Here is a 23,626-nt window from a genome sequence, read left to right as displayed (position 1 = left end):
CTCGGCGACCCGCTCCTGTCCCATCCGCTCCACCCCCGTCCCGTCCCCATCCGCAGCCAGGCTCTCCCCATACGCAGGAGGAACCCGCCATGACCAAACGGCCCCCACGCATCGTGGACCTCAGCGAGACGCCCCCCAACCGCCGTCGAGGCGGAGACCTGCGGGCGGTGCTCACCCCGACCTCGGTGGGTTCCACCAGCGGGTTCATGGGGCTGGCGATCATGGCCCCCGGGGAGTCGATCGCGGAGCACTACCACCCGTACTCCGAGGAGTTCGTGTACGTGGTCAACGGCAGCCTGGAGGTCGACCTCGACGGTGAGGCCCACCCGCTGCGCACCGACCAGGGCCTGCTCGTGCCGCTGAACGTCCGCCACCGTTTCCGCAACGTCGGGAAGACCGAGGCCCGCATGGTCTTCCACCTCGGCCCGCTGGCCCCGCGTCCCGAGCTCGGACACGTGGACACCGAGCAGGCCCCGCACCCGGAGGGCACCGCGTGGGAGCAGCCCCCGGACCGCACGGGAGCGGTCTCGTGACCCGCCGGCGGGTGGCCGTCACCGGCGTCGGCGTGGTCGCGCCCGGCGGGATCGGGGTCCGCGACTTCTGGGACCTGCTCTCCAACGGCCGAACGGCGACGCGTGGCATCAGCCTCTTCGACCCGACCGGGTTCCGCTCCCGGATAGCCGCCGAGGTCGACTTCGACCCCGCGGTACACGGCCTCGAACCGGCCGAGGCGGACCGGGCGGACCGGTACATCCAGTTCGCCCTGGTCGCCGCCCGGGAGGCGGTGAAGGACGCGGGACTCGACCTCACCACGGACGAGGGCTGGCGGGCCGGAGTCTCCCTCGGCACGGCCGTCGGCGGCACCACCCGCCTGGAGCACGACTACGTCGCCGTGAGCCAGTCCGGCTCCTGGTGGGACGTGGACCACAAGCGGGCCGGCCCCTTCCTGCACCGGGCGTTCACCCCCGCCACCCTCGCCTCCGCCGTCGCGGAGCAGACGGGTGCGCGGGGCCCGGTCCAGACGGTCTCCACCGGCTGCACCTCGGGACTCGACGCCATCGGGTACGCCGTCCACTCCATCGCGGAGGGCCGGATGGACGTCTGCATCGCGGGCGCCTCCGACTCACCCATATCGCCGATCACGGTGGCCTGTTTCGACGCCATCAAGGCGACCTCGCCGAACAATGACGACCCGGCCCACGCCTCCCGGCCGTTCGACGCCGACCGGGACGGGTTCGTCCTCGGCGAGGGCGGCGCCGTCCTCGTACTCGAAGAGCTGGAACACGCCCGCGCCCGCGGTGCGACCGTCTACTGCGAGATCGGCGGCTACGCCACCTTCGGCAACGCCCACCACATGACCGGGCTGACCGCCGAGGGACTGGAGATGGCCCGAGCCATCGAAACCGCCCTCGCCCAGGCCGGCGTCGCCGCCGACGGGATCGATTACGTCAACGCACACGGCTCCGGCACCAAGCAGAACGACCGCCACGAGACCGCGGCGGTCAAGCGGGTCCTGGGCGACCACGCCTACAAGACGCCGATGACCTCCATCAAATCCATGGTGGGGCACTCCCTCGGCGCGATCGGCGCGATCGAACTCGCGGCCTGCGTACTCGCCATGACCCACCAGGTGGTACCGCCGACGGCGAACTACGAGACGCCCGACCCCGAGTGCGACCTGGACTACGTACCCCGCGTCGCCCGCTCCCGGAAGCTGAACAGCGTCCTGTCGGTGGGCAGTGGATTCGGCGGCTTCCAGTCCGCCGTGGTCATGACCCGGCCGAAGGAGGTGGTCTCGTGACCAGCCGTACGGTCATCACGGGCATCGGGGTCGTCGCGCCCAACGGCGTGGGCGCCGACGCCTTCTGGAAGGCGACGCAGTCCGGTGTCAGCGTGCTGGACCGGGTCACCCGGGCGGGCTGCGAGCACCTGCCGCTGCGCGTCGCGGGCGAGGTCCGGGGCTTCGACCCCGGCGCCATGGTCGAGGACCGCTTCCTCGTCCAGACCGACCGCTTCACCCACCACGCCCTCGCCGCGGCGGACCTCGCCCTGGAGGACGCCCGGCTCGGCCGGGCCGACTACGAGGGCGACCCCTTCTCCGTCGGCGTCGTCACCGCCGCCGGATCCGGCGGCGGTGAGTTCGGGCAGCGCGAGCTGCAGCACCTGTGGGAACAGGGGCCGCGCTTCGTGGGCCCGTACCAGTCGATCGCCTGGTTCTACGCGGCGAGCACCGGCCAGATCTCCATCCGCCGCGGGCTGAAGGGCCCTTGCGGGGTCGTGTGCAGTGACGAGGCCGGCGGCCTAGACGCCTTCGCGCACGCCGAACGGGCGATCCGCCAGGGCAGCCGGGCCATGCTGGTCGGCGCCACGGAGGCACCCCTCGCGCCGTACTCCATCGTCTGCCAGCTGGAGTACGAGGGGCTGAGCACCCAGGACGATCCCGAGCGCGCCTACCGGCCGTTCACCGACAGGGCCTGCGGATTCGTCCCCGCCGAGGGCGGCGCGATGTTCGTCGTCGAGGACGAGGACGAGGCCCGCCGCCGCGGCGCCACCGTACGGGCCGTCCTGGCGGGCCACGCCGCGACCTTCACCGGCACCCGGCGACGGGACACGGCCGGCGAGGGGCTGGCCCACGCCATCCGAGGCGCCCTGCGGGAGGCCGGCTGCGCCCCCGAGGAGATCGACGTCGTCTTCGCGGACGCCATCGGGACCCCGGAGGCCGATGCCGCCGAGGCGGCGGCCATCACCGAAGCCCTCGGTGCGTACGGGAGCAAGGTGCCGGTCACGGCGCCCAAGTCCGGTACCGGCAGGGCCTACTGCGCGGCGCCCGCCCTCGACACGGCGGCCGCGGCCCTGGCCCTGGAGCACGGCATCGTCCCGCCGACCCCCAACGTCTACGACGTGTGCCACGACCTCGACGTGGTGACCGGCAGCGCCCGCGCCGCGGAGCTGCGGACCGCGCTCGTGCTGAGCCGCGGCCGGATGGGGTCGAACTCCGCCCTCGTCGTCCGCAAGGGCCCGTAGGAAGAAGGGAGAACAGGGATGTCCGACCGGCTGCCCCTGGAGGAACGGGCGGCCCTGATGAACAAGGCCGGCATCACCGCCGATCCCACTGCACGACCCGGGAAGTCCTCGACCTCGTCAACCACACTCTGATGACCGGAGCCCGAAATGCCTGGACACACCGAGAACGAGATCACCGTCAACGCGCCCGTCGACGTCGTATGGGAGATGACCAACGACCTCCCGAGCTGGCCGCACCTGTTCAGCGAGTACGCGTCCCTCGAGATCCTCGAGGAGGAGGGCGACACCACCCGCTTCCGCCTGACCATGCACCCCGACGAGAACGGCAAGGTGTGGAGCTGGGTCTCGGAGCGGACCGTCGACCGCAAGGGCCTCACCGTCCGTGCCCGGCGGGTGGAGACCGGCCCGTTCGCCCACATGGACATCCACTGGCAGTACTTCAAGGTGCCCGGCGGCACCCGGATGAAGTGGACCCAGGACTTCGCGATGAAGCCGCAGGCCCCGGTGGACGACGCGTGGATGACCGACAACATCAACCGCAACTCGCCGATCCAGATGGCGCTCATCCGGGACAAGATCGAGAAGCGCCAGCGCGAGGGCCGCGCCCCCGCCGTCAGCCGAGTCTGAGACGAAAGGCAAGCACGGATGAACCAGCCGCACAGCGCTCTCATCGTCGCCCGGATGGCTCCGGGATCGGCGCCGGACATCGCCGACCTCTTCGCGGGCTCGGACGCCGGTGAACTCCCGCACCTGGTGGGGGTCACGCGCCGCAGCCTGTTCCAGTTCGGCGACGTCTACCTGCACCTGATCGAGTCGGACCGGCCACCCGGCCCGGCCATCGCGAAGGTCACCGAGCACCCCGAGTTCCGGGACCTCAGCGACCGGCTGACCGCCTACATCAGCCCGCACAACCCGGACACCTGGCGCAGCCCGAAGGACGCCATGGCCCACGAGTTCTACCGCTGGGAGAGTTCCGGCGCGAAGTGATCCGCGGCCCGGACGGGACCCGCACACCGAAGTGTGCGGGTCCCGCCGCGCGTGGCCGTTCCGGAGCCGGGCCGACCCGACCCGATCCGACCCGACCCGACCCGACCCGACCCGATCCGACCCGGCAGGGCCGGGCGGGGCGGAGCGTTCCCGAGTGGAGCGGAGAGCAGGAGGAGACGGCATGAACCCGACCGACAGCGACCACTTCCCGGCCGATCCGGCCCGTCCGCACGACGGCGCCGCGGCCCGCGGTTCCCTGCACGTGCTCGTCCTGTCCGGGTCCTCCCGGAGCGGGTCGGTCAACGTCCGCCTCGGCTCCCTGGTCGCGGGGATGGTGACCCGGGCCGGTGCCACCGCGCAGGCCGTCACGCTCGGCGACTTCCCGATGCCGCCGTACGACGGGGACGCGGAGGCCGACGAGGGATTGCCGGGCGGGGCCCTTGCCCTGCGCGAGCGGATCGAGGCCGCGCAGGCGCTGATCATCGCCTCGCCCGAGTACAACGCCTCCGTACCGGGCGTCCTGAAGAACGCCATCGACTGGGTCTCCCGCTACCGCCCGCAGCCCTTCAAGGACAAGCAGACCCTGCTGGTCTCGGCCTCGCCCTCGATGGTCGGCGGCAACCGCGGCCTGTGGGCGCTGCGCGTCCCGCTGGAGCACCTCGGCGCGCGCGTCTACCCCGACATGTTCAGCCTGGCGGGCGCGCACCAGGCGTTCGCCGACGGCGGCGGCCTGAGCGACCGGGGCCTCGACGAGCGGCTGACCGCGACGATCGGCTCCTTCCTCGACCTGGTCGAGGCCGACACCCGCTACCTGTGCCTCCAGCGCCGCTGGTATGAGTTCCTGGGCGACCGCACCGACGCCCCCGTGACCTCCCGCGCCCAGGACTGATCATCATCGGCCACAGGGGGTGAGCTATGTTTGGCGCGAGTGACATCAGCTAGGGAGGCCCTCGAGTGTCATCGGGGCAGCAGGCGCGCGCACAAGCGGCTGCGATCACACCAGGGGGTCAGTCGTCCGAGGAGGTCCTTCCTCCGGCCGACCGGCTCCTCGCGCTCTTCGACGGCCGCCGGCTGTCTCCCGGCCAGCGCCGCATCGCCCAGTACCTGATCGACCACCTCACCGAGGCCGCGTTCCTCTCGATCACCGAACTCGCCGAGCGGGTCGGCGTGAGCCAGCCCTCCGTGACCCGCTTCGCCGCCTCCCTCGGCTTCAGCGGCTACCCCGCCCTGCGCGACGTGCTCCAGCCGATCGCGCTCAGCGCGGTCGCCGGCGCCCCCGGCACCCGCGCGCAGCTCCGGCGCAACGAGCTGCAGGAAGCCGTCGACGCCGAGATCCAGAACCTGGAGAACGTCCGCAGGCTGCTCGCCGACACCGACCAGGTGCTGGACATCGGCCGCGAGCTGGCGGCCTCGGTGCCGCTGACCGTCCTGGGCCTGCGCATCTCGGTCTCGCTCGCCGAGTACTTCGCGTACGCGGCCCGGCGCATCCACCCCGATGTACGTCTGGTGACCCGCGGCGGCAGCGTCGCCTTCGACGCGCTGCTCCAGTCCCGGGCGGCGGGCGGGACCTGGGTGCTGGCCTTCGCCATGCCGCGGCACGCCAAGGAGACGCTGGCCGCCGTCCGGGCCGCCCGCAGTACGGGGCTGCGGGTGGTCCTGATCACGGACCCCACCCTGGGGCCGCTGGTGGACGAGGCGGACGTGGCGCTGACGGCGGGAACAGGGTCCCGGCTGGTCTTCGATTCGTATGCGGCGCCCGGGATGCTGTCCGCGGCCCTGTTGCAGGCCATGGCCGATGCGGATCCGGAGCGGACCCAGGCGCGCCTGGAGGGCTACGAGCACGTGGCCGACCAGCACGGCTTCTTCCTTTAGGCCGTTCCGGCCCGCTTCACCAGGCGATATTCAGCCTTTGATGTGCATGAAATTTTTCATACCCTTGCCTACTCGACGGTATATATGTTTACTGACGACGGCGCTCCGGATCCACCAGATGCCAAGGAGGACCCCCATGTCCTCCCGAACACACGCGCGGCACGACGAACCTCCTCACGTCGCGACCGCGGGTCGGTCCAGGCTTACGGATCCCGCAGAGCGCCCATGGCGGCCTCGGTCAACCCCTGGGCCGAGGCCGCCCCAAGAACGTCTCGATCAGAGTTCGACACCACTCGGAAGTGACGAGAATGCCTCAGACGGCCACGTTTACCCTCAGCCCTGACTGGCCCATGCAGGTCAAGGCACCCGGTACGCACGACTGGGAGCGCACGGCCACGCGCTGGCTGCGGGACCTTCTCCCGGCCCGCTACGGCGGCTACCTGACGCTCACCCGCCACCACGCGCTCCTGGCCCGGCACGTCCAGCTCCAGTTGCAGCACGAGATGCGCGCGGTGCGGACGGCCCTCCAGACCAGCCGCGCCGAGCTGCCCATGATGGGCATCGCCGAGTCGGTCATCGAGAACTCCATCCGGATGTACGCCGTCGAGCTGGAGCAGCTGAGCCGGCTCGCCCGCGGTGCGCGCCTGGTGTCCGACGCCCTGCTCGTCGGCACACCGGCCCAGCGCAGGCGCTGACCGGGTCCGGGACCGGGTCGGGGGCCGGACCGGGCTTGGGGCGCGGGGTCCGCTAGCGGGAGTTCTGTGTGGGCTGCCAGGAGCGGAGCCGGGCCGCGACCTCGAAGACGGTGACGCGCAGCATGCGGATGTCGGTGATCAGGTCGCGCCACTGCTCGTAGGTGGCGTCCACCGCCTCGCCGGAGGCCTCGATGTACGCGACGGCGACCCCGTAGGCGAAGTACTCGTTGGAGTCGGGCAGCGGCCGGAGCAGCACGATCGCGTCGAGCAGGGCGGCCGCGCGCCAGTAGGCGTCGGGGTCGTCCACTTCCAGGCTCGGCGTGTTCACCCGGTGCCGGGCCACGGCGGCCACCAGGGCGGAGTGGTCGGCCACCGCCACGTCCTTGAACAGTGCCTCCTGCCGCTCCAGCAGCCAGCGGTGATCGATGTGCAGTTCCACGCGTCCGAGTATCCCCGCCCGAGGCCCGGTCGTGGGGCTTTTCGGGTCGGGCGGGGACGCGCGCGGGGTTACGGCTTGGGCAGGGTGCAGCCGGGGCGGTTCAGGTCGATCTTGTTGCCGGGGGCTATGCAGGGCACGACGATGTACGTCTGCTGCGCGTAGTTGATGCCCTGGCGGACCGTCACGTTGCCGTTCTGGTCGACCTCGCACGGGTTGTTCACCGTGCAGCGGGCGCCGTCCTCGTTGCCCGTGTTGTTGACGCCGACGACCTTGCCGGTCGTCGTGTCGATCACCGGCGACCCGGAGGTGCCGCCGATGGTATTGCAGGCGGAGGTGTAGCGGACCGAGTCCTTCCAGGTCCAGTCGCCCTCCTTGAGCCGGTAGGCGAAGCCGTCCACGGAGCAGCTGTAGGTCCGCTTCCAGTAGCCGGAGACCACCTTGATGGCCGAACCCTGGGCCGGGCGTACGTCGTTGAGGGTGAGCGCCGTGATGCCGTACTGGCTCTGGATCTGCGCGTAGGTCCGCGTCAGCTGGTAGATCGAGATGTCGGTGTCGGTCATCGTCGCGTACGCGATCCTGCTCGCGCGGAGCGTCCCGACCTTCGACCCGGCCGCGTTGAGCAGGGAGAACGAGCGGGTGGACGGGCGGTCCCTGATGACCTCGCCGGCCGCCGGGAAGCCCGACTCCAGGCAGTGCCCGTTCGACAGGACGAGCGCGAGGTCGTTCGGCTGCGAGGCGGGCGCGCGGACGACGGAACCGGAACAGTTGCTGAGCGCCACGGTGCCCGCGTAGGTGACCGCGAGTGCGGTGGCTTCCGGGGCGGTGGGCGCGGTGGGCGCCGTGGGCGCGGCCACGGCAGGGGTGACCGCCGCTCCCAGCAGGAGCAGGGAGAGTAACGCGCCGACGAGAGGTTTCTTCATGTGGGGGTTCCCCTCTGATGACCATGCGACCGGAGGTCCTCCGGTTGTCATGCGCATTGTTGGGAGCGTGGCCCCAAGTCGCAAGAGCACATGGGGAGTTGGTGTGCGGGCCGGGGGATGGGTTCCGGACAGGGCAAAAGGGCCCCGGATCTGACCGCCGCAGGGGTGTTCCGCCCTGGTGCTTTGCCTCCTACGGTCGGGGCAGCACAGTTCCGGACCAGGAGGCAGCGTGAAGCGCGAGATCGACATCGACCAGCTCGTGACGGCGATGAAGGCGGTCGACGAGGCGGGGCGGCTCTTCGAGGAAGCACGCGCCGTGTACGAGGCGCGCGGCCTCAAGAGGATCAGCGACGACTTCAAAGTGGCGGGCGGATCGGTCCAGACACTGCAGGGAGCCGAGGAGATGGCCCTCGGGGCCCGCAAGTACCTCGCCGAACTCGCGGCCGTCGCCGGATACGCGGCCGCCGGCCTCCAGGAGCGCGCGGGAGAGAGACCGGCGACCGCAAGGGCCGGTTTCCCGGGCATCGCGGGCGGCGGCGCCCGGATGGCCCGCCCGCTGCTCGATCCGACGCTCGAGGGGCTGCGGCTGCTGCTGGCCGTCGACTACTTCGAGCCGGCCTTCAAGGCCGCGATCGAGGACGTCGTACGGGCGGAGAAGGCCACCTACCCCGACCCCGCCACGTTCCGCATCCCCACGAGGGGCGACCGCACCGCCGCGGCCGGCCGTACTCCCTGAGGCCGCGGGCCCGGGGCTCCGGGGTGCCGGGCCGGGCCCGCGGGGCGAGGCTGGGAGTATGCGTCACGCACCCGTCGTCGTGCACCGGATCTTCCCGTCGGGGGGCCGGCAGGTGACCCTGCGGACCTCGACCGGGGCGGAGTCCCTGGGGCTGGCCCGCTCCGACGAGGACGTCATCGAGTTCCTGCGCCGGGCCGGCATGCCGGACCCCGACGACGTGGTCCTCGGCACCGGCACCGAGCTGCTGGCCTGGGAAGGGGACACCCCCCACGTGTACGAGGCCGACCCACCGACCGATGACCTGCCCTGAGCGCCGTCGCCGCCAGAGTCCCCGTCACCCCCGGTGCGCAAGGCCGCCGAGCCGCTGTCAGGCGTGGTGCAGGGCCTCCAGGGCGGCCAGGTCCTCCTCGGACAGCCGCAGCGCGCCCGCGGCCACGTTCGCCTCCAGGTGGGCAGGGTCGCCCGTGCCGGGAATGGCCAGCACGTGCGGACCCCGCTGGAGGGTCCACGCCAGCCGCACCTGCGCAGGGCTCGCCCCGTGCGCCCGGGCCACGGCACGCACCACCTCGCTCTCGGTGCCGTCCGCTCCGCCCTCCCGCCGGCTGCCGGCGATGGAGTAGAACGGCACGAACGCGACGCCCTGCTCACCGCAGGCGCGCACGAACGCGTCGTGCTCGGGCCGCACCCCGATCCCGTACATGTTCTGCACGCAGACCACCGGCGCGATGGCGCGGGCCTCGGCGAGGTGCTCGGGGCTGACGTTGGAGATGCCCAGATGGCGGATGAGTCCGGCTTCGCGCAGCTCGGCCAGCGCGCCGAAGCGCTCGGCGAACGAGTCGCTGCCGACGATGCGCAGGTTCACCACGTCGAGGTGGTCCCGGCCGAGCTGGCGCAGGTTCTCCTCGACCTGGCCGCGCAGTTCCCGGGCGGTGGCGTGCGACCACTCGCCCGACGGGTCGCGGCCCGGACCGACCTTCGTGGTGATCACGAGGTCCTCCGGGTAGGGGCGCAGCGCCGCGTTGATCAGTTCGTTGGCGGAGCGCCGCGACGAGAAGTAGAACGCCGCGGTGTCGATGTGGTTCACCCCGAGCTCGATCGCCCGGCGCAGCACGCCGATCGCCTGGTCGCGGTCGCGGGGTACCGCGTCGTCCGCGAAGGCCGCACCGGTCTGGGGCAGCCGCATCGTGCCGAAGCCGATCCGGTTGATCTTCAGGTCGCCGAGGGTCCACGTACCCGCGCTGTCCGCGGTGATGGTCTGTGAGGTCATGCCGGGATGATCTCCAGGGCGTAGGCTGCCAGGCCATTGATTAAGGAATGACCGAATCCTCGGGGTGGCCGTGCTGGCGGAGCTGGCGTTTTCCGTGAGTGACCTGGCGCAGATGCGCTTCGCCGTCTCGCCGATGTGGGAGGTCGGGCCCAGCTACCGGCTGCTGGCCTGCGGATCCACGCCCCTGGTGCACCGGCCCTGGATCGAGCAGGTACGGCCGCGGCTGGCCGCGGCAGGCCTCGACCGGGGCTGGCTGGCCGAGCTGATCCCGCCCTCGGGGTACGTACCCGACTTCCTCAACCCGGCGCCCGGCGGGCCGGCGCCCTCCCTGACGGAGGAACTGGACAGGATCCGGTCCTCACCCGCCGCCCGGGTCCGCCGCGACCTCGACCGCCTGGGGCAGGAGCAGGGAGGGCTCGGCCCGCGCGCGCGGACCCTGTACGCCGAGCCGCAGGCCCGTATGGTCCGGGTCGCCGAGGAGATCGAGACCTACTGGGAGCTGGCCCTGGCCCCGTACTGGGCGCGGATCCGCGCGGTACTCGACGCCGATGTCTTCCACCGGGCCCGGCAGACCGCCGAGCACGGGGCAGTGCGCCTCTTGGGCGACCTGCACCCCTCGGTGAGCTGGGGCGACGACATGCTCCGTCTGTCCCGCCGGCACCGGCCCCTGTCCCGCACGACCGCGGGCTCCGGTTTGCTGCTGATCCCCTCGGTCTTCGTCTGGCCCGTCCCCTTCACCAGCGTGATGCCCCCGGAGCCGCCGCAGCTCGCCTATCCGGCGCGCGGCACCGGCTCGCTGTGGGCGCCCAGGCCCCGCGCGAGTACCGAGGCCCTGGCCGCCGTACTGGGCCGCTCCCGGACCCGGCTGCTGGCCGAACTGGAGACCCCGGCCTCCACCACCGAACTGGCCCGCCGCACGGGGCTCTCCGCCCCCGGGGTGTCCCAGTACCTCGGCGCTCTGCGCGAGGCGGGCCTGGTCACCGCCCACCGGGCCGGCCGATCCGTGCTCTACGCCCGTACCTCCGTCGCCGAGTCCCTCCTCGTTGCCTACACTCCGGGCGTGGAGCGGGGACGATCACAGGGAGGGGCATCGTGACCGAGCGCCGGTGGAGCCTGGAAGAGCACATCGTGGTGGACGCCGCACCCGCGGACGTCCACCGGATGGTGTCCGACCTGCGGAACATGGGCCGTTGGAGCCCGGAATGCCGCCGTGTGTGGGTGCCCCGGCCGCCGGCCCGACCCGGCAGCCGGTTCGTGGGGCTCAACCGCAGGGGGCCGTTCATCTGGTTCACGGTCGGCCGCGTCAAGGCCCTGCGGGCACCGGCGCAGACGCCGGACGCGTCGGGCGAGTTCAGCTTCGACGTCGGCATCTTCGGGCTGCCGATCGCGCGTTGGGGCTACCGGTTCGAACCGGAGGGCGCCGGCACGCGCGTCACGGAGACCTGGCAGGACCTGCGCACCGGCCGCGGTTCCCGCCTGACCGTGCTGCTCGGCACGGTGTTCGCCGGCACCGACCCGGACCGGCGCACCGCGGTCAACCGCGCCGGGATGCGCACGACCCTGGCCCGCCTGGCGGCCGGCTTCGACGGGGTCACGCCGCCCCGCCCTTGAGGGACCGGCCGAACTGCTCGTCCAGTACGGACAGCCGCCGCCAGTACTCGTCCTCGTCGATCTCCCCGGCGGCGAAGCGCCGCCCGAGGATCGCGATGGGCGAGCGCTCACCGTGGGCGACGGCCCCGCGACGCCCGCGCCACACGGTACGGCGCAGCACGGTGACGACACCGACGACGACGGCCGCCCAGATCAGCGGCAGGAACAGGATCCACGGGCCGGGCCCGTCGAACGCGAGGGTGGTGAAGGTATCCATCTCGGGTCATCTCCTCGGAAGCGCGGACTTCTCGTCTCACGACGAGACTCCTCCGAAGGGCCCTGCGCGTCGTCGTACGGCCGGCGGCAGTCCGCGTACTGCGGCGGGAGTAGTGCGGGAGCGGACCCGGTGCCGGACTGACCAGATGCTGATCAAGGGATACGCGGGCGGCCCCCTGCTGGCCGGGAGCCCATGACCGCCCGCCGGGGCTTCTGGTCGAACCACCTGATGCAGGTGCGGCGAGAACCCCCTGCGGCGAGAACGTCTGCGGTGAGCGGCCGGTTCCTGAGTGGTTCGGCGACGACGGCGCTGACGCGGATGCCCTGTCCGAGGCACTCTTCGACCCCGACCAGTGGCCGGCCTTCCGGCTGCCCGAGGCCGATGGTCCCGGCGCCGTCGTGATCTACCGCAACCTGCCCGGCGACTACGGCATCGACCACCTCTTCACTCCGGCGGCCGGACTGACATGGCTCGAACTGATCCGCATCGCCGAGAACCCCGCCCCCGCGGCCGACGCCATGGCCGATCCCGCCGCCCGCCTCCTGCTCCTCCTCCCCCTGCTCAACGACCTGGACGTGCCGGATGCGGCGCCGGTACGGCTCGGCGGCGCCCTGGTGGCGGTGGGAGCCCCGCAGGACACCGCGCTGAACGCGGCGGAGCACCTACTGGCCCACCTGGCAGAGAGATCGAGCCACGATCCCGCATGGACTTCACCGCTGAGCGGCGCCGTCCGGAGCGGGACGGCGCCGTCAGCGTCGCGATGACCGGAGAGGCCGTCGAGACTGCCCTCGCCGGGCCGCGTCGGTCCTCGGGCGGGTCGGCCCCTGAGGAAGATCACTACTCTGTACGAGTGCTCTCATACGACGAGTTGACCTCACCGGAGCGTGAGCTGTGGGACGCGTTCCCCGAGGGGCGCCGCGTGGATCTGACTACGGGCGCGCCCGAGGAGGCGGGTGTCGCCGAGGGCGGGCAGTGGGGCCCCGGGCGGACGGTGCGGGCCGCCGTGGTCGTGGCGCTCCTCCTGGGCGCGAACACCGTGCAGCGCGGCGCCGTCGCAAGCCTGCGGCTCTCCGGGGCGCGGATATCCGGGCACCTCAACCTGTCCGCCGCCCAGATCGCACACACCGTCCGGTTCGAGGACTGCTGGTTCGAGGAGGCCGTTGACATCTCCGGAGCATCGACCCGGTCGGTCGGGATCGTGGGCTGCCGCGTACCGGGCCTGGAAGCCGGCCTGGTCCGTGTCGAGGGGCGGCTCTCCCTGCAGCGCTCCCGTCTGGAGAGAGGCCCTGCCTCGTCCTTCCACCGCAGGATCACCGCCCTGTCGCTCATCAATGCCCATGTGACCGGCGCCGTGAACCTCAGCAGCGCCGAGGTCAACGCTCCCGGGGGATGGGCCGTGTCGGCCGGCGGACTGGTCGCGGAGGGCGGCGTCTACTGCCTGGACGGATTCGTCGCCCACGGCGAGGTCCGTCTCATGGGGGCACAACTACCGGGCGGGCTGCACATGCGGGGTGCCCGGCTGGAACGCCCCGGCGGGCGCGGGGTGGTGCTGGCTCTGGACAACGCCGTCGCCGCGACGCTCGACTTCTCCGACGGGTTCACCGCGAACGGAACCGTACGGCTGCGGGGTGCCCGGATCTCGGGAAACCTGACCTTCGCAGAGGCCGTGCTGAACGGGCCCGACGACGGCCGGGGCGGCCCGGCCCTGGTCGCCCTGCTGATGCAGGCCGTCGACTTCGACTTCACCCTCGCCCGGCCACCGTCCGGCACGGTGGACCTGCGGGGCGCCCAGGTGTCCTCTCTCCACGACGGCGCGCACAGCTGGCCGGAGGTGGTGGAGCTGGACGCCGAGTTCGACCATGGTGCGGCTGACGTGTGTCTTCGCGGTGAGGGGGCTGACGACCAGGCGGTGGGCGATCTCCTCGTTCGACAGGCCCATGCCCACCAGCGCCATCACCTCCCGTTCCCGGTCGGTGAGCCGGCCCAGTCCGACTGCCGCCGAGGGCTGTTTCGAGCGGGCCGCGAACTCGGCGATCAGACGGCGGGTGACGCCCGGGGACAGCAGGGCGTCGCCCGCGACCACCGCCCGCACCGCGCGCAGCAGTTCCTCCGGCTCGGTGTCCTTGACCAGGAAGCCGGAGGCACCCGACCGGATCGCCTCGAAGACGTACTCGTCGAGTTCGAAGGTGGTGAGCATGACGCCCCGTACGCCGGCCAGGGCCTCCTCCTCGCCGATCCGACGGGTCGCGGCCAGCCCGTCCAGCACCGGCATCCGGATGTCCATGAGGACGACGTCGGGGCGCAGGTCCCGCACCAGCCGTACCGCCTCGTCGCCGTTGTCGGCCTCGCCCACCACCTTGATGTCGGGTTGGGCGTCGAGCAGGGCCCGGAACCCGGCCCGGACGAGCAGTTGGTCGTCGGCGAGCAGTACGCGGATCACAGGCCCTCCTCGATGCCGCCGCGGCCGTCGAGGCCGTCGGTCCTCAGTGGGAGCCGGGCGACCACCCGGAAGCCGCCGTCCGGTCTCGGGCCCGCTTCGACGGAGCCGCCGAGGGCGGCTGCCCGCTCGCGCATTCCGACGAGGCCGTTGCCGCTGCCGCCCGACGCGTCGCCCGTGGCCGGACCGTCGTCGTCCACCTGAAGCTCCAGGGCGTGCGGGCGCCGGCCGAGGCGGATCCGGGCGGTGCGCGAGCCCGAGTGGCGCACCACATTGGTCAGCGCCTCCTGGAGGATGCGGAAGGCGGCGAGATCCACGCCGGGAGCCAGCGCCCCGGCCTCGCCCTCCGCCGAGACCTCCACGGTCAGTCCGGCCGCCGCCGCCTGTTCCACGAGCTCGGAGAGGCGGTCGAGGCCGGGCGCGGGGGAGCGCGGCGCCTCGCCGGGGGAGCGCAGTGTGTCCAGTACCTGCCGGACCTCGCCCAGTGCCTCCTTGCTCGCCGCCTTGATGGTGGCGAGCGCCGTGCGGGCCTGCTCGGGATCGGAGTCGAGCAGGGCCAGCCCGACTCCGGCCTGGACATTGATCACCGAGATGCTGTGGGCGAGGACGTCGTGCAGTTCACGTGCGATCCGCAGCCGCTCCTCGTCCACCCGGCGCCTGGCGGCCGCCGCCCGTTCGGCCCGCTCGCGGGCCCACTGCTCCCGTCGTACGCGGACCAGCTCGGCGACGGCGAGCACCGCGAGCACCCAGGCGGCGATGCCCAGCTCCTGCGCCCAGGGCGTGGGGCCGCCCCCGGCGGGCGGGAGCCACCGGTACAGCCAGTGCCCGATGAGCAGGTGCCCGGCCCAGAGCAGGCCGACGGCGCCCCAGGCGGCCCGCCGGTGCCCGGCGACGACGGCGGCGAAGCAGGCCAGAGCCAGGCTGAGGAACACCGGGCCGTACGGATACCCGGCACCCACATAGACCAGGGTGACGACGCTGACCCCGTACACCACGGCCACCGGATATCGGTGCCGCACCACCAGCAGGGCGGGTCCGAGCAGCAGCAGGAGCCGGGCGAAGCCGTCCAGCGGCATCCGGCCGCTCTGCGCGTGCGCGGCCCATCCGGCGCCGACCTGAGCGAAGACGGCGACGAGCAGCGCCGAGCGCCAGGCCGGGCCCCGCCCGGTCCGCTCCACCCATCGCCGCCACGGGGGACCCGGGCGCTCGCGCAGCTCATCCATACGGCCACGCTAGACCGCGTCCCCCGTCACCCGCGTCACCCCGGCGTAGCGTTTCAGGCGTACTCCCCACGTAGTACCCGTACCCGACTTTTCGGCCCGGCGGACGAGGGGCCCGACCAGGGACAGCGCCCCGGCGGCACTTGGTGGTGGAGGCGGACCGATCAGGCTAGGTTGCACGGAACCGGAGGGCGCACGGAGATCCGCCCCCGGCGCCGACCGACCGCCGCACTGCCGTAAATTGTCCCACGGCCCGCTCGGTAAGGCCGGGCAAAAGGGACGAGTTGGGGCAGGAGTGGGCAGGTCATGGCGCGACGCGGACGTGCGGAAGTGGACCGAGGTGCCACCTCCGTCGCACCCGCGGTCCTGGGCTCCGGGATAGCCGCGGCGGCCGACGGCGGGAGCGCGGCCCGCAATTGGCTCCGCCTGGGGCGGGACGGCCGGCTGACCGCCTACGCGAGCTGCGCCGAGGGCCTCGTGCGCTGGACCGAGTCCGCGCCCGGCTCCGACCTCTGGCAGGGCCCCGAGCTGTTCCCCGTGGAGGGCTGGACGGGCCGGTTCACGCTGACCCAGGACTCCAACGGGTTCGTCTGGTTCGCCGCCACCCGCCACCGGGGCGGCGCGTCGGGCGGCCGCGAGCCGATCATCGCCACCCAGTACCAGACCGGTCGCCCCCTCGGCGACTGGCGGGCGGTGGGCGACCCGTTCCCGGAGCGCACGCAGGAGGGCGCGGAGCCCCTGCCGCCGTCCGGGGACCCGACGGTGATCCCCGACGGCACCGGTTCGCTCCACATCCTCGCCACCCGGTTCGGCGTGGGAGTGCGCGGCCGGACCCGGGGTGCCGACGGCGTATGGGGAAGTTGGGGCGACTATCAGGGCAAATGGGTGCGCGGCGCCGTCGTTCCCCTGGTGACCGCCCGGGGGCGGGCCGAATTCCTGGCCCCCTTCAAGGGTGGCGCCTCGTACTGGGGTCAGGACGCGCCGGGGAGCGGCTTCAGGTGGCTCGGGCGCATCGAGGCCGATGCCGTCGAGGGAACGTACAGCTCCTACGAGACGGGCCCCGGCACCGGCACCTACTTCTGGCGCCACCCCGCGGACGGCGGTGTCGTCGCCTACCGCCCGCAGGCTCCCGCCGGCACGGTGCCCGCGCTCATGCCGCTGGGAGGCGCGGGCGGGGCGGGTCCGGTGGCCGTCACCCGCACCCGCATCAATGGTTACGACTGCACCGTCCTGTTGCAGCGGGGCTCCGACGGCTGCCCGGAAATCGCCGCGTACCCGACAGAGGGTGAGCAGTACGGGACGTGGTGGGCGCCCGTGGGGGACCGGTGCGCGGGGCTGCCGGCCATCTCGCTCGACGCTCGCGGCTCGGTCACGATCGCGATGGTCGACATGGACGGCGGCCTGCTGATCGCCCGGCAGGATCTGACGGACCCGGGCCTGGCGTTCGGGCCCTGGTGTCGTGTGGGGTGACTCACCTCACGCGGAGGCGGGCCTTCTGGCGAGTGAAGGGACGCTCTTGCGCGCGTCACCCTGGACCGGCGGGGAGTTGACCTGCCGACATGCTCGGCGAGTCGTCATCCATTCGCGAACGTGAAGCATCGGGTGCGTGGCGCGTTCGTGAATACTTGCTCGCCATTAAGTGATTGCCCTACGCTGCGCACACGCTGTCAAGGTCGTATAAGTGTGCGGCGAACGACTGTGGGGCGGGTCGAGTGTTCGGGGAGCGGTGGGTGACCAGATTCAGGGGCGGGTCTGGCGGCGTGCCGCGACAACTCCCGATGCGCCGTGACAAATGTGTCTATCGAGGAGCTTTCTGAGTGGCAGGTATGCCCCGCCTGAGTGTTGTCGTGCCCTTCCAGGATGTTGAGATCTACCTCCAGGAATGTCTGGAATCGATAGCCAGGCAGACGTTCTCCGACCTTGAAGTGATCATGGTCGATGACGGCTCGACCGACTCCTCGACCGCGATCGCCGCGGACTTCGCCCACCGCGACCCCAGATTCAAGCTCCTGCGGCAGCAGTCGATGGGGCCGGGCCATGCCCGCAATGTCGGCATTCGCGCCGCCCATCCGCAGGCCGAGTTCCTCGCGTTCGTCGACGGCGACGACGTCATACCCGAGTACGCGTACGAGCTGCTGGTCCAGACCCTCGAGGGTTCCGGTTCCGACTTCGTATCGGGCAACGTGCAGATGATGAACTCCACCAAGCGGTGGCAGTCCCCCCTGCACAAGGCGCCCATGCAGAAGGACAAGCGCGGCACCCACATCACCAAGCTGCCCGACCTCATTTACGACCGCACGGTGTGGAACAAACTGTTCCGGCGCTCCTTCTGGGACTACCACTACATCGCGTTCCCCGAGGGGGTGATGTACGAGGACTCCTGGGTCAACATGTTCGCCCACTTCCGCGCCGCCAAGGTCGACATCCTCACGGACATCGTCTACTTCTGGCGCCGGCGCGAGGGCGGCGCGGCCCCCTCCATCACCCAGCGGCACACCGAGTTCAGCAACCTCCAGGACCGTGTCTCTGCCGTCCAGTCGGTCAGCCGCTTCCTCGCCGGACACCGTGCGCGGTCCTACTCGGACCACAAGCGCAAGTACGACCTGGCCTGCCTGAAGTCGGACCTGATGCTGCACCTGAAGGTGCTGCCGGATGCCGACGAGGAGTACCAGGACGCCTTCATGCACTGGGCGAACGAGTTCCTGGACGAGGCCGACGCGGACATCATCCAGGACCTTCCCGCCGATGCCCGGGTCAAATGGCTGCTGGTCCGCGAGGGGCGCCTGAAGGAGCTGCTCGACGTCGTCGAGTTCGAGCGCAAGGGCGGGCCCCTGCCCGTCCAGCGCCGCTTCCACCGCTATCTCAACTACCCCTACCTCGGCGACCGTTCGATCGGCCTCGACAAGAGCGCCTACCGGCTCGACAAGGAACTCTCGCTGCACGGCTCACTGATCCGGGCCCAGTGGGACGACTCCGACCACCTGACCCTGGAGGGGTCCGCGTACGTCCGCTTCATCAACGTGCACAAGCGGCACATGTCGATGAAGGCGATCGCGCTGCGCAACAAGAAGCAGAGCCGGGTGGTGGTGGCCAAGGCCAAGACGACGTACTACCCGCAGGCCACCGAGCACTCCCAGCAGAACCGCTATTGCTACGACTGGTCCGGCTTCCAGGTCAGCTTCGACACCTCCCGCCTCAAGCACAAGGGCGAGTGGGTCGAGGGTACGTGGGACGTGGCGGCCGGTGTGCTGAGCCGCGGGCTGTTCCGCTACAAGGGCATAGCCCGGGGCGGCGCCGGCAGCGCGGCCAATCCGCCCTACCGCTACGTGGAGAAGAACACCCGCGTGGTGCCGCTGTTCATGCAGGGCAAGCTCAAGCTCCGCGTGGAGCGGGTCCGTTGCCGCATCACCCGGCACCGGGTCGTCGGCGACCACCTCGAACTCGGCGGCGTCTACCTGGGCGAGAAGATCCCCGAGTGGGGCAGGTTCCGGGTCGCCAGCATGGGCGGCGCCGGCCGGCACGACGCGTGGGTCCACTTCAAGTACGGCGGCGAGGGCTGGTGCACCTTCGTGACCAGGATCCCGCTCAAGGCCCTGGTCCCCGGGCACCGCGGAGCGGCCGACGGCGGCGTTCCGCAGACCTGGAACACCGGCAGCAACGGCTGGAAGACCACCCTGCACGTCGAGGGTCGCAAGGCGGCCATCTACCCGGTCATGGCGGAGGAGGCCGAGGACGGCCACTACCGGCTCCCGGCCGTCCTGCAGACCGACAGCGCCGACCGCGAGGTCTTCGTCCACCGCAACGGTTCCGGCTACGTGGTCCTGTTCGAGCGGGACACCCTCCCGATGGCCACGTCGACGCGCTGGCTCCAGGACGGATCCCTGGAGGTCACCGTCAGCTATGCGGCGGAGGACCGGCTGAGCGCCACCGAGTACGCCGCCGCGCACATCGTCGTACGCTCCCGGGCCCACGGCGCCGAGCGCGTCGTGCCGATCTCCTGGCACGGCCGCGAGTTCCGCTTCGTCGTCTCTCCCGCGGGCATGCGCACCCTCGCCGGGGACATCCCGCTGGCCGCCGGCCGCTGGGACTTCTTCCTGCGCCGCCAGGACCCCTCCGCGGTCACCCCGGAGAACCGGTCCAACGACCTCATGATCAAGATGACGCAGGAGCTCATCCCGACCTTCCCCAGCGAGATGACGAGCGACGAGCGGCGCTACGAACTCCAGGCGGAGGCCTACGACCGCCTCTCGCTGCTGGTCCACTCGGCCATGCCGGACGAGGCCCGCGGTCCGTACCGGCAGAAGCTGATGCGCACCAAGGCCTACCCCGAGGCGCGCCGCCGGCCCGTGAACCGGGCCGTGCTCTTCGACGCCTTCAAGGGGACCCAGTACTCCGACAGCCCGCGCGCGCTGCACGAGGAGATGGTCCGCAGGGGCCTGGACGTCGAGCACCTGTGGGTGGTGCGCGACGACCAGGTCGATGTACCGCCCACCGCACGAGCCGTACGCATGTGGTCCCCCGACTGGTACGAGGCGATGGCCCGCTCGAAGTACATCGTGGCCAACAACCACCTGCCGGACTGGTTCGAGAAGCGGGACGGGCAGGTCGTCGTGCAGACCTGGCACGGCACCCCGCTCAAGCGCATCGGGCACGACATCGAAGCCGTGCACTTCGCGGACAAGCGGTACCTGGAACGCGTGGAGAAGGAGGTGCAGAACTGGGACATGCTGGTGTCCCCGAACAGCTTCAGCACCCCGATCCTCAAGCGGGCCTTCCAGTTCCCCGGCGAGATGGTCGAGAGCGGATATCCGCGCAACGACATCCTGCGCCGCGCGGACTCCGGGCAGCGGGCGGCGCAAGTGCGCCGCCGCATCGGCCTGCCGCCGGGCAAGCGCGCCATCATGTACGCCCCGACCTGGCGCGACGACCAGTTCTACGCACCCGGAAAGTACAAGCTCGACTTCCGTATCGACCTCGACGACGCGAAGGCGCGCCTCGGCCACGACCACGTCCTGCTCGTACGGCGCCACCCCAACGTGGTGGACCCCGTACCGGGCGCCGGCGACGGCTTCGTCTTCGACGTGTCCGACTACCCGGACATGGCGGACCTCTCGCTCATCGCGGACGTGATGATCACGGACTACTCCTCCCTGATGTTCGACTTCGTCAACACCGGGCGGCCGATCCTCTTCTTCACCTACGACCTGGACCACTACCGGGACACGCTGCGCGGCTTCTACTTCGACTTCGAGCAGTCCGCCCCCGGCCCGCTCGTGTACAGCTCCCCGGAGCTGATCGGGGCGATCCGCAACATCGACCGCATCCAGCAGGGCTACGCCGCCCGCTACCGCTGGTTCCAGCAGGAGTTCTGCGACCTCGACGACGGCTACGCCTCGGCCAGGCTGACCGACCGCATCCTGATCGCGGGAGGGGACCTCGACCCCGCGCGGGCCCAGGCTCCGGCGGTCGGCAGGGCCGACAGCGGCCACATCATGAGCCAGTCCGTCCCCTTTCACGCACAGACCCTCGGCCGGGTGCCGGGCCAGCCGGTGAGAAGAATGGATTCCGAGCATGTCTGAGGCAGCCCAGAAAACGCGCCGCGTCTTCACGGGTGTGGAATCCTCCGGGCCGGTGCCCATCGAGTACCGTTTCTCGCACGCCAAGAACGGCAACCGCCATCTGGTCGTGGTCTTCGCCAACCACGCCGTGCCCGGTGAGTACGGCGGGTCGAACGGACCCCTGCACGACCTCCGGGCCAACGTCCTGTGGGTCCGGGACCTGTTCGACGGGGAGAACAGCCACTACCTGTGCAACGGGATGGACCGGGCGCTCGACCAGTCCGTCGCCGGGCTCATCTCGCGCGTCCTGAACGCGCTGTCCCTCACCCCGGACGACTGCACCCTGTTCGGCAGCTCCAAGGGGGCCGGCGCGGCTCTGTACTTCGGGCTGAAGTACGGGTTCAGGAACATCGTCGCCAGCATGCCCCGCTTCCTGACCGGCACGTACGCGGGGCAGGAGATGCCGGGCGGGGCCCGGGTGGCACCGGGGGAGAGGGCCGAGCCCCACATCCGTACGCTCGACTCGGTCCTCCCGGACGTGGTGCGCGCCGGCGTACGCCGACCGGCCAACGTCTACCTCGTGTCCTCACCCAGGTACGAGCACTACGCGCGCCAGGTGGAACCCCTCCTCGGACTCTTCCAGGGGTACGAGAACTTCAACTTCGTCTACAACGAGTCGCCCTCGATCGCCCCGCACGGGACGGTGCCGCTGCGGAACCTCCCAACCGTCATGGGCCTGCTCAACCTGCTCATCGACGGCATCGCGCCCCGGATCGGCATGGTCCGCAACGGGCACGAGCAGCCGGAGCGCAACACCTCCGCGATCGACTCCTACCTCGCCGACACCTCGCAGGTGAAGGGCGATTCCTTCCCCCGGCCCGTGGTCGCGGCGCCGCCGGCGAACGCGCAGATGCCCCGCAACGCCATCCGCTTCGCAGGGACCGCTCCGATGGGCGCGGTACGGGTCAGCGTGTGGGAGGACGGCAAGTACCAGGGCGCCGCACCCGTTGCCGCCGACGGCAGCTGGACCTGGCAGCGGGAGAAGCCGTGGGCCCGGGGACGCCACGTGGTCAGGCTGTTCGCGGCGGATGCGCACAACTACCACTCCAAGCGCACCGAAGTGATCTTCACAGCCCTGGAGTCGAGCAGCGCGCCCGACCAGGCGCCGAGGACGGCAGCGACACCGACACCGACCCGGACACCGACTTCCGCGTCGGCCCGGGAGCCCGTGTCGGCCCAGCCGGTGGTGCTGACGGTGACGGCTCCCTCCGCGCAGCAGCAGGTACCGGGGCCCGCCGTCGGCTTCATGGGCTATGCGCCCGGTGCGGTGCGCGTGGAGTTCCACAAGGGCGGTACCGGCCTGGGCGCGGCCCCGGTGATGGCCGACGGCAGCTGGAGCTGGGACGCGGGCTGGGCCTGGCCCGAGGGGGCGCACTACGTCGAGGCCGTCGCGGTGGACGCCCTGGGCAACGCGGCCGCCTGGACCACGGCTGCCTTCACCGTCGTCAACACCTACGCCGTCCCCGGCCAGGAGGCCTACTTCAACGCGCGGTACTGACCCCCGCCGGGTCCTCCGGGCGGGTCACCCGCATCACCAGCGCCCGGTGGTCGGACGCCTTGGTGTCCACCACCTTGCACGCGGTGCGGGGGAGCTGGGTGAACAGGTAGTCGATCTTCGTGCCGTCCTTGAGGGTGCCGCGCCCCGAGCGGGAGCTGCCCTTCTGGTCGCACTCGCGGTACGTGGTGTATGTCTCCGACGGCCAGATCCACGCGGAGGTGTTGCGCTCGCCCACCGGCGGCGGGGAGTTGAAGTCGCCGCCGAAGACCGTACCGGCATCCGTCGACGCGGCAGCGACCAGCGAGCTCAACTGGTCGTCGCGGAAGTCCCACTCCGGATGGTCCGCATCGCTCTCGCGCAGCGAGAGGTGCGCGTTGCACACGCGCAGCCGCTGGGACGGTACCCGGGCGCACAGGATCCCGCGGTGCAGTCCCACGGTCGGCTGCTCGGTCGGGATCAGCTCCACGTCGGTGAGCGCGGAGCCGGCCAGCAGGCCGTAGCCCGCCTGCCCGCGCCCCTCCCCGGTGCAGTCGACGGGAGCCCTGCGCCCCGCCGCGTCCACCTCCGCATACGGTTCGAAGGCGGACTGCCACTGGGGGCCGAGGCTGCGGGCGGAGGAGACCAGGTCCTGCGAGCACACCTCCTGGAGCAGCAGGACGTGGACGTCGGAAGCGTCGATCAGCTCGCGCAGCTGCTGGAACTTCTCCTTCGGGCTCCCCGTTTTCTCGCAGCTCCACTGCCGCACCCCGCACATGTTCCAGGTCGCCACGGAGACCTCCTCGGCCGTCCCGGCGCCCAGGCCCGTGACCGCGGCCGGTGTCTGCGCCGACGTGCACGCCACCGAGGTCATCAGGCTCAGGATCGTCGCGGTGCGGCGGAAGCGGCGGCGGAACGACCACCGCTCGGTCTCCTTGTGTCTCTGCATCCGGACATCATTGAGTATGTGCCCTCCGGATCGTGCATCGGGCCCGGTCACAGAGGGGCCGGTCATGGACGGGCCGGTCATGGACGGGCCGGTCACGGGCCCGGTACGGCGGAGCCCGATC

The 23,626-nt window shown here is 71.4% G+C and carries 22 protein-coding genes and 1 pseudogene; 16 read left to right on the top strand and 7 right to left on the bottom strand.

Going from position 1 to position 23,626, the window contains the following annotated elements:
• Positions 1-89 precede the first annotated feature (89 nt).
• The 8 genes from ACIQZO_RS10155 (at position 90) to ACIQZO_RS10120 (ending at position 6,578) form a co-directional block, all read left to right on the top strand.
• A complete protein-coding gene (locus ACIQZO_RS10155; protein ID WP_403622910.1) occupies positions 90-533 on the top strand; it encodes a cupin domain-containing protein in 444 nt (147 codons plus the stop codon).
• On the top strand, positions 530-1,801 hold the full coding sequence (locus ACIQZO_RS10150) for a beta-ketoacyl-[acyl-carrier-protein] synthase family protein (protein WP_403622907.1): 1,272 nt from the start codon (positions 530-532) through the stop codon (positions 1,799-1,801). The genes ACIQZO_RS10155 and ACIQZO_RS10150 overlap by 4 nt, the downstream gene beginning before the upstream one ends.
• The gene (locus tag ACIQZO_RS10145) at positions 1,798-3,024 is read left to right on the top strand and encodes a beta-ketoacyl synthase N-terminal-like domain-containing protein (protein WP_403622904.1); all 1,227 of its coding nucleotides are present in this window, start codon (positions 1,798-1,800) and stop codon (positions 3,022-3,024) included. The genes ACIQZO_RS10150 and ACIQZO_RS10145 overlap by 4 nt, the downstream gene beginning before the upstream one ends.
• 147 nt (positions 3,025-3,171) lie before the next feature.
• Positions 3,172-3,651 carry an SRPBCC family protein gene (locus ACIQZO_RS10140; protein WP_403622901.1) on the top strand — a complete coding sequence of 160 codons (480 nt, stop codon included), beginning with the start codon at positions 3,172-3,174 and terminating at the stop codon, positions 3,649-3,651.
• Between the two features lie 18 nt (positions 3,652-3,669).
• Positions 3,670-4,011, top strand: coding sequence for a TcmI family type II polyketide cyclase (locus ACIQZO_RS10135; RefSeq protein ID WP_403622898.1), 342 nt, complete (start codon positions 3,670-3,672; stop codon positions 4,009-4,011).
• Positions 4,012-4,267: 256 nt separating this feature from the next.
• Positions 4,268-4,900: an NADPH-dependent FMN reductase gene (locus ACIQZO_RS10130; protein ID WP_403623383.1), complete on the top strand. Its 633-nt coding sequence runs from the start codon at positions 4,268-4,270 to the stop codon at positions 4,898-4,900.
• Between the two features lie 65 nt (positions 4,901-4,965).
• Positions 4,966-5,883 (top strand): MurR/RpiR family transcriptional regulator, encoded by a 918-nt coding sequence (locus ACIQZO_RS10125; protein ID WP_403622895.1) that lies wholly within the window; start codon positions 4,966-4,968, stop codon positions 5,881-5,883.
• A 308-nt stretch (positions 5,884-6,191) separates the two neighbouring features.
• Positions 6,192-6,578 (top strand): hypothetical protein, encoded by a 387-nt coding sequence (locus ACIQZO_RS10120; RefSeq protein ID WP_403623381.1) that lies wholly within the window; start codon positions 6,192-6,194, stop codon positions 6,576-6,578.
• Between the two features lie 52 nt (positions 6,579-6,630).
• Here the strand turns inward: ACIQZO_RS10120 and ACIQZO_RS10115 are convergent, their stop codons facing one another.
• Both ACIQZO_RS10115 and ACIQZO_RS10110 read right to left on the bottom strand, forming a co-directional pair.
• Positions 6,631-7,017, bottom strand: coding sequence for a toxin Doc (locus ACIQZO_RS10115; protein WP_403622892.1), 387 nt, complete (start codon positions 7,015-7,017; stop codon positions 6,631-6,633).
• Between the two features lie 68 nt (positions 7,018-7,085).
• The gene (locus ACIQZO_RS10110) at positions 7,086-7,937 is read right to left on the bottom strand and encodes a serine protease (protein WP_403622889.1); all 852 of its coding nucleotides are present in this window, start codon (positions 7,935-7,937) and stop codon (positions 7,086-7,088) included.
• Positions 7,938-8,166: 229 nt separating this feature from the next.
• Between ACIQZO_RS10110 and ACIQZO_RS10105 the strand changes: the two genes are divergently transcribed.
• Positions 8,167-8,673: a hypothetical protein gene (locus ACIQZO_RS10105; protein WP_403622886.1), complete on the top strand. Its 507-nt coding sequence runs from the start codon at positions 8,167-8,169 to the stop codon at positions 8,671-8,673.
• A 58-nt stretch (positions 8,674-8,731) separates the two neighbouring features.
• Positions 8,732-8,983, top strand: coding sequence for a hypothetical protein (locus ACIQZO_RS10100; protein WP_403622884.1), 252 nt, complete (start codon positions 8,732-8,734; stop codon positions 8,981-8,983).
• A gap of 57 nt (positions 8,984-9,040) precedes the next feature.
• On the opposite strand, the gene ACIQZO_RS10095 is transcribed toward ACIQZO_RS10100, so the two are convergent.
• Positions 9,041-9,940 (bottom strand): oxidoreductase, encoded by a 900-nt coding sequence (locus ACIQZO_RS10095; RefSeq protein WP_403622881.1) that lies wholly within the window; start codon positions 9,938-9,940, stop codon positions 9,041-9,043.
• Between the two features lie 112 nt (positions 9,941-10,052).
• Here ACIQZO_RS10095 and ACIQZO_RS10090 point away from each other — a divergent pair, with 112 nt between their 5' ends.
• Positions 10,053-11,036 carry a winged helix-turn-helix transcriptional regulator gene (locus tag ACIQZO_RS10090; RefSeq protein ID WP_403623378.1) on the top strand — a complete coding sequence of 328 codons (984 nt, stop codon included), beginning with the start codon at positions 10,053-10,055 and terminating at the stop codon, positions 11,034-11,036.
• A complete protein-coding gene (locus ACIQZO_RS10085) occupies positions 11,033-11,551 on the top strand; it encodes an SRPBCC family protein (RefSeq protein WP_403622878.1) in 519 nt (172 codons plus the stop codon). The genes ACIQZO_RS10090 and ACIQZO_RS10085 overlap by 4 nt, the downstream gene beginning before the upstream one ends.
• Here ACIQZO_RS10085 and ACIQZO_RS10080 read toward each other — a convergent pair.
• Positions 11,532-11,807 (bottom strand): SHOCT domain-containing protein, encoded by a 276-nt coding sequence (locus tag ACIQZO_RS10080; protein ID WP_403622875.1) that lies wholly within the window; start codon positions 11,805-11,807, stop codon positions 11,532-11,534. The two genes, ACIQZO_RS10085 and ACIQZO_RS10080, sit on opposite strands and share 20 nt — an antisense overlap.
• A gap of 398 nt (positions 11,808-12,205) precedes the next feature.
• On the opposite strand from ACIQZO_RS10080, the gene ACIQZO_RS10075 reads away from it, so the two are divergent.
• Positions 12,206-12,571: a hypothetical protein gene (locus ACIQZO_RS10075; protein ID WP_403622872.1), complete on the top strand. Its 366-nt coding sequence runs from the start codon at positions 12,206-12,208 to the stop codon at positions 12,569-12,571.
• A gap of 1,076 nt (positions 12,572-13,647) precedes the next feature.
• On the opposite strand, the pseudogene ACIQZO_RS10070 reads toward ACIQZO_RS10075, so the two are convergent.
• A pseudogene (locus tag ACIQZO_RS10070) lies at positions 13,648-14,247 on the bottom strand (response regulator); the annotation flags it as partial.
• Entirely contained in the window at positions 14,244-15,467 is a 1,224-nt protein-coding gene (locus ACIQZO_RS10065) for a sensor histidine kinase (protein ID WP_403622869.1), read from the bottom strand. The pseudogene ACIQZO_RS10070 and the gene ACIQZO_RS10065, both read right to left, overlap by 4 nt.
• Before the next feature lie 303 nt (positions 15,468-15,770).
• Between ACIQZO_RS10065 and ACIQZO_RS10060 the strand changes: the two genes are divergently transcribed.
• The 3 genes from ACIQZO_RS10060 to ACIQZO_RS10050 all read left to right on the top strand — a co-directional run bounded on the left by ACIQZO_RS10060 (position 15,771) and on the right by ACIQZO_RS10050 (position 22,580).
• Positions 15,771-16,934 carry a hypothetical protein gene (locus tag ACIQZO_RS10060; protein WP_403622866.1) on the top strand — a complete coding sequence of 388 codons (1,164 nt, stop codon included), beginning with the start codon at positions 15,771-15,773 and terminating at the stop codon, positions 16,932-16,934.
• 356 nt (positions 16,935-17,290) lie between these two features.
• Positions 17,291-21,043: a CDP-glycerol glycerophosphotransferase family protein gene (locus ACIQZO_RS10055; protein ID WP_403623375.1), complete on the top strand. Its 3,753-nt coding sequence runs from the start codon at positions 17,291-17,293 to the stop codon at positions 21,041-21,043.
• Positions 21,036-22,580 (top strand): hypothetical protein, encoded by a 1,545-nt coding sequence (locus tag ACIQZO_RS10050; RefSeq protein WP_403622862.1) that lies wholly within the window; start codon positions 21,036-21,038, stop codon positions 22,578-22,580. The genes ACIQZO_RS10055 and ACIQZO_RS10050 overlap by 8 nt, the downstream gene beginning before the upstream one ends.
• On the opposite strand, the gene ACIQZO_RS10045 is transcribed toward ACIQZO_RS10050, so the two are convergent.
• Positions 22,564-23,505: an endonuclease/exonuclease/phosphatase family protein gene (locus tag ACIQZO_RS10045; RefSeq protein WP_403622859.1), complete on the bottom strand. Its 942-nt coding sequence runs from the start codon at positions 23,503-23,505 to the stop codon at positions 22,564-22,566. The two genes, ACIQZO_RS10050 and ACIQZO_RS10045, sit on opposite strands and share 17 nt — an antisense overlap.
• Between the last annotated feature and the right edge of the window lie 121 nt (positions 23,506-23,626).

Source organism: Streptomyces sp. NPDC097617, from assembly GCF_044761485.1.
Lineage (GTDB): Bacteria > Actinomycetota > Actinomycetes > Streptomycetales > Streptomycetaceae > Streptomyces.
Note: the sequence above shows the minus strand (reverse complement) of the source record. Positions and strands in the feature narration are given on the sequence as shown.